Source organism: Rhodococcus sp. P14 (assembly GCF_000256505.1).
GTDB classification, from domain to species: Bacteria; Actinomycetota; Actinomycetes; order Mycobacteriales; family Mycobacteriaceae; genus Rhodococcus; species Rhodococcus ruber.
Map to the genome: position 1 here is coordinate 1 of NZ_AJFC01000388.1, position 4,862 is coordinate 4,862.

Annotated in this window: 5 protein-coding genes; 3 read left to right on the forward strand and 2 right to left on the reverse strand. The window is 71.4% G+C overall.

Features of this window, described 5'->3' with window-relative positions; translation table 11 throughout:
• The 3 genes from OEY_RS0126910 to OEY_RS0126920 form a co-directional block, all read left to right on the forward strand.
• Window positions 1-677 (forward strand): ABC transporter permease (locus OEY_RS0126910; protein ID WP_010596828.1); only part of this gene is annotated, 677 nt, incomplete at its 5' end.
• A complete protein-coding gene (locus OEY_RS0126915) occupies window positions 674-1,660 on the forward strand; it encodes an ABC transporter ATP-binding protein (protein ID WP_010596829.1) in 987 nt (328 codons plus the stop codon). The genes OEY_RS0126910 and OEY_RS0126915, both read left to right, overlap by 4 nt.
• Window positions 1,657-2,646 (forward strand): ABC transporter ATP-binding protein, encoded by a 990-nt coding sequence (locus OEY_RS0126920; protein WP_010596830.1) that lies wholly within the window; start codon window positions 1,657-1,659, stop codon window positions 2,644-2,646. Before OEY_RS0126915 ends, OEY_RS0126920 begins: the two co-directional genes overlap by 4 nt.
• Window positions 2,647-2,666: 20 nt before the next feature.
• Here OEY_RS0126920 and OEY_RS0126925 read toward each other — a convergent pair whose 3' ends face one another.
• Both OEY_RS0126925 and OEY_RS0126930 read right to left on the reverse strand, forming a co-directional pair.
• A complete protein-coding gene (locus OEY_RS0126925; RefSeq protein ID WP_010596831.1) occupies window positions 2,667-3,728 on the reverse strand; it encodes a bifunctional alpha/beta hydrolase/OsmC family protein in 1,062 nt (353 codons plus the stop codon).
• Window positions 3,729-3,807: 79 nt separating this feature from the next.
• Window positions 3,808-4,638 (reverse strand): SDR family NAD(P)-dependent oxidoreductase, encoded by an 831-nt coding sequence (locus tag OEY_RS0126930; RefSeq protein ID WP_029540271.1) that lies wholly within the window; start codon window positions 4,636-4,638, stop codon window positions 3,808-3,810.
• Between the last annotated feature and the right edge of the window lie 224 nt (window positions 4,639-4,862).

Consider the following 4,862-nt stretch of genomic DNA (forward strand, 5'->3'; position numbering starts at 1 on the left):
GCTACCTGCTCGGCACCGACAACCTCGGCCGGGACACCCTGTCGCGGTTGCTGTACGGCGCCCGCGTCGCGGTCACCGCCGCGGCGATCTCGGTGACCGTCGGCCTGCTCATCGGCGTGATCCCCGCCCTCGTGGCCGGGTTCCTCGGCGGCCGCTGGGACGCGCTGCTCTCCCGCATCGCCGACGCGTTCCTCAGCTTCCCGCCGTTGCTGCTGGCGATGGCGATCGTCGGCGTCATGGGACCCGACCTCACCAACGCCATGTTCGCGATCGGAATCGTGTTCGGCCCGAGGTTCTTCCGCGTCGTGCGCGGCGCGGTGATCGCGGTGCGGGAGAACACCTTCATCGAGGCGTCCCGCAGCATCGGCACCCCCACCGCGCGGATCGTGCGCCAGCACATCCTCCCGCACACCCTCTCCCCGCTCATCGTGCAGATCAGCCTCGCGTGCGGCTTCGCGATGCTCGCCGAATCCTCGCTCAGCTTCCTCGGACTCGGCGTGCAACCACCGGACCCGAGCTGGGGGCGGATGCTGGCCGAGGGCCGCGAGGCGTGGAACTACACCGCCTGGCCCGTGCTGATCCCCGCCGTCGCGATCATCCTCGCCGTGCTCGCCTGCAACACCCTCGGCGACGGGATCCGCGATTCGGTGGGCCGCGAGAATCGGAGCGAGAAGTGACCGAACCCCTGTTGAGCGTCGACGGTCTCGGCGTCGAGTTCGCCACCGCGTCCGGCTGGACGCCGGTGCTGCAGGACGTCTCCTTCGACGTCGCGGCCGGGCAACTCGTCGGCCTCGTCGGCGAATCCGGCTCCGGCAAGTCCGTCACCTGCTCGTCGGTGCTGCGGCTGCTGCCGCCCCGGCAGTCCCGCACCGTCGCCGGTCGCATCCGCTTCCAGGGCCGCGACCTGCTGACCATGCCGTCGCGCGAACTGGAAGCGGTGCGCGGCAACGACATCGCCATGATCTTCCAGGAGCCGATGACGAGCCTGAACCCGGTGTTCACGGTCGGCGACCAGATCGCCGAAGTGGTACGGCGGCACCGCCGCGTCAACCGGAAGGCGGCGACGGCCCGCGCGGTCGAGGTGCTCGACCTCGTCGGCATCCCCGACGCCGCCCGCCGGATCCGGCAGTACCCGCACGAGTTCTCCGGCGGCATGCGGCAGCGGGTGATGATCGCGATGGCGCTGGCGTGCGAGCCGAAGCTCCTCATCGCCGACGAACCCACCACCGCGCTCGACGTCACCATCCAGGCGCAGGTGCTCGACCTGATCCGCGAGATGGCCGGCCGGTTCGGGATGGGCGTGCTGTTCGTGACCCACGACCTGGGGGTGGTCGCCGACCTGTGCACCGAGGTCGTCGTGATGTATGCGGGGCAGGTCGTCGAACGGGCCCGCACCGAGCCGCTGTACGCGACGCCCCGCCACCCGTACACCGCGGGCCTGCTGCGTTCGGTGCCCGACGTGGGCGGGCGCAGCGAACTGCACACCATCGCAGGCTCACCGCCGCCGCCCGGCTCGATCCCCGTCGGCTGCCGGTTCGCGCCGCGCTGCCCCCACCGGGCCGACGAGTGCGCCGCCGACGTGCCGCTGCTCGCCGTGGGCGACGACCGGACGGCGCGCTGCGCCCGGGTGACCGATCTGATCCTGGAGGGAACCGTATGACCGTCGTCGAGAAGGACACGAACGCGCCGCTGCTGAGCGTGCGGGGCCTGCGGGTCGAGTTCCCGGTGCGGGGGCGCGCGTTCGCGAAGAAGCGCACGATCCGCGCGGTGGACGAGGTGGGGTTCGACATCCGGGCCGGCGAAACCTTCGCCCTGGTCGGAGAATCCGGCTCCGGGAAGTCCACCACCGCGCGCGGCATCCTGCGGCTGGTGGACGTCGCCGCCGGGTCGGTGGTACTCGACGGTGTCGACGTCACCGCCCTGGGAAAGTCGGAGCTGCGCACCGCGCGCCGCGACATGCAGATGGTGTTCCAGGACCCGTACTCGTCGCTGGATCCGTCGCGCACGGTCGGCGACGCCGTCGCCGAACCGCTCGAGGTGCACACCGACCTCGACGCCGCTGCCCGCCGCCGCAAGGTCGAGCAGCTGCTCGAACAGGTGGGGCTGCGGCCCGAACACGCCGAGCGCTACCCGTACGAGTTCTCGGGCGGGCAGCGCCAGCGCATCGCCATCGCCCGGGCCATCGCGGTGGAGCCGAAACTGGTCGTCGCCGACGAGGCGGTGAGCGCCCTCGACGTCTCCACCCAGAACCAGGTGATCGCGCTGCTCGAGGAGCTCTCCGCCGAGCTGGGCATCGCGTACCTGTTCATCGCGCACGACCTCGCGGTGGTCCGGCACATCGCCCACACCACGGCGGTGATGTACCTGGGCCGGATCGTCGAGTGGGGTCCGTCGGAGCGGCTGTTCACCGAGCCGGCGCACCCGTACACGCAGGCGCTGCTGTCGGCGGTGCCCGTGCCGGATCCGGCACGGCAGCGCCGCCGCGAACGGATCCGGCTCACGGGCGAGCTGCCCGACCCGGCGAACCCGCCCGCCGGGTGCGCATTCAGTACCCGCTGCCCGAAGGTGCTGCCGGTGTGCCGGGAACGCCGCCCCGAGATCACCGAGGTGCCCGGGGGCGGGCAGGTGGCCTGCCACCTGGCGTGACACCCGCTGACGGACGGCGCTCAGGGCGGCGGCACGTCGTCGGTCCGATCACCGGCTGCCAGGGCGGTGTCCACCACGATCTCCGAGTGCAGGGTCCGGTGCACCGGACAGCGGTCGGCGATCTCGAGCAGGCGCTGCCGCTGTTGCTCGTCGAGATCACCGGCGAGCCGGATCACGCGTTCGACCCTGTCGAGCCGCCCCGTCCGGGTCTCGCAGTCCTCGCAGTCGGCGGCGTGGATGCGGCTGTGATGCAAGGAAACCGACACGTTCTCGAGCGGCCACTGCTTGCGGTCGGCGTACATGCGCAGCGTCATCGACGTGCAGGCGCCGAGGGAGGCGAGCAGCAGGTCGTACGGTGACGGCCCGGTGTCGTCGCCTGCGGGAGGGGGTTCGTCGGCGGTCACCAGGTGCCGGCCCATGGTGATGCGCTGCCCGAACCGGGTGGCTCCGTTCCACGAGACGTCGACGACGCCCTCGGCCGGGGACGGCTGCGGCGCGGTGTGCTCGTCGAGGTATCTGCCCACCCAGACCGCCAGCGTCGAGGCGACGAACCGGGCGTCGGACTGCCGGGTGAGCAGGTGGTCGGCGCCGTCGACGGACAGGAAGGACTTGGGGTGACGGGCCGCCTCGAAGATCTGCCGGGCGTTGTCGATGTCGACGGTGTCGTCGTCGGGGGAGTGCATCACCAGCAGCGCGGCACCGAGCTTGTCGATCTGCTCGGTCGCCGCAGGGGCGCCGATCGTGACCACGGCTCGCGCCTCGGGCACGTGCTCGGTCGCCGCGAGGACGGCCGCGCCCCCGAAGGAGTGGCCGATCAGGACGCTGGGAGCGGCGTAGTGGTCGCGTAGGTGATTCGCGGCGTGCACGAGAGCGGCGACCTCGGACTCCGAGGCGGTGCCCTGGCAGCCGACGCGCAGGACGCCGAGGCCGTGCTCGGTGAGGGTCTCCGAGATCCGCGACGCTGCCGTGCCGGAGCGGTGGGCGAACAGTGCGAACGCGCGCGGCGGGCCTCCCGGCAGATCCAGCACCGCCGTCGATTCCGTGCCGCCGGAGCCGGCGACGGGGATCTTCTCGCTGTGCATGGTGCCCGCCCTCTCGCCCTTTCCCGGAGGCTATCTCGTTCCCGGGAGGGACCACAGAGGATTCGGCGCCCTCCGCGGATCAGTACAGCGGGCCGCCGCCGAACGCCCCCCGGTGCGAATCCGGTTGATTGCCTTCGACGTCGACGACCCCGTAGTCGAGGGCGGTCTCGGCGGTGATCAGGGTGTGCCCGCTGCGCTTGTTCACCTTCGGGTCGTTCGCGAGCGCGACGATCACCCGTCCGACGAATTCGGGGGTCTCGGCGTTGGCGAGGGAGAAGCCCTCGAAGTTGTCGATGCCGCGGGCGAGCATGGCCTCGTTCTTGACCAGCCCCGGCCACACCGACAGGGCGGTCACACCGGTCCCGCGCAGGTCCACGGCCATGTCGGCGGCCATCTTGTCCAGCCCCGCCTTCGAGATGCCGTACAGCACCGAGTGCAGGTAGCCGCGCGTGCCGAACGAGGAGATGTTGACGATCGTTCCGCTGCCGCGCGGCACCATGAGCTTCGCCGCCTCGACGGACGCGACGTAGTGCGCACGCAGCCCGAGGCCGACGAGCGAGTCCCAGTCCGAGAGTGGGCGCTGCCAGAACGGCTCGGAGAAACCCGCGAAACCGGGCGGCCCGGCCCACACGTTGTTCACCAGCAGGTCCAGCCGGCCGCCCTGCTCGTCGGCGATGCGCCGGAACAGCGCCTGGATCTGCTCGTCGTCGGTGTGGTCGCACTGCACGGCGATGCCGGTCCCGCCGCGGGCGGTGACCTCGGCGGCGGTGCGGTCCAGTGGGCCGTCGGTGCCGACCGGGCCGCGGGCGGTGACGTAGACGGTCCAGCCGTCGGAGCCGAGTGTGCACGCAACGCCCTTGCCGACGCTGCGGCTCGCGCCGGTGACGAGGGCTACCTTGTGTTCGGTCATGTCTTCGGTCATCTGATGTGCGGCGCGATACTGCCTCGTTCACGAGGGAGAGGAAGCGCCGTCCTCCTTTCGGGGGAGTGGTGGTGTCGGGCGAACCTGTCGGTGGGGTCGGTTAGCGTGCCGGCATGGGGGTCGAGGTGGTGCGCTACAACTACCGGTTGCGGCCGGGCACCACCGCCGCGGCTGCCCTGATCGAGGAGTGGCATCGCTGCCGGTTCCTGTGG

What these genes read in the sequence shown, in the direction of transcription:
- OEY_RS0126920 (WP_010596830.1), top strand. Translation starts at nt 1,657, where the DNA reads ATGACCGTCGTCGAGAAGGACACGAACGCGCCGCTGCTGAGCGTGCGG.
- OEY_RS0126925 (WP_010596831.1), bottom strand. Translation starts at nt 3,728, where the DNA reads ATGCACAGCGAGAAGATCCCCGTCGCCGGCTCCGGCGGCACGGAATCG.
- OEY_RS0126930 (WP_029540271.1), bottom strand. Translation starts at nt 4,638, where the DNA reads ATGACCGAACACAAGGTAGCCCTCGTCACCGGCGCGAGCCGCAGCGTC.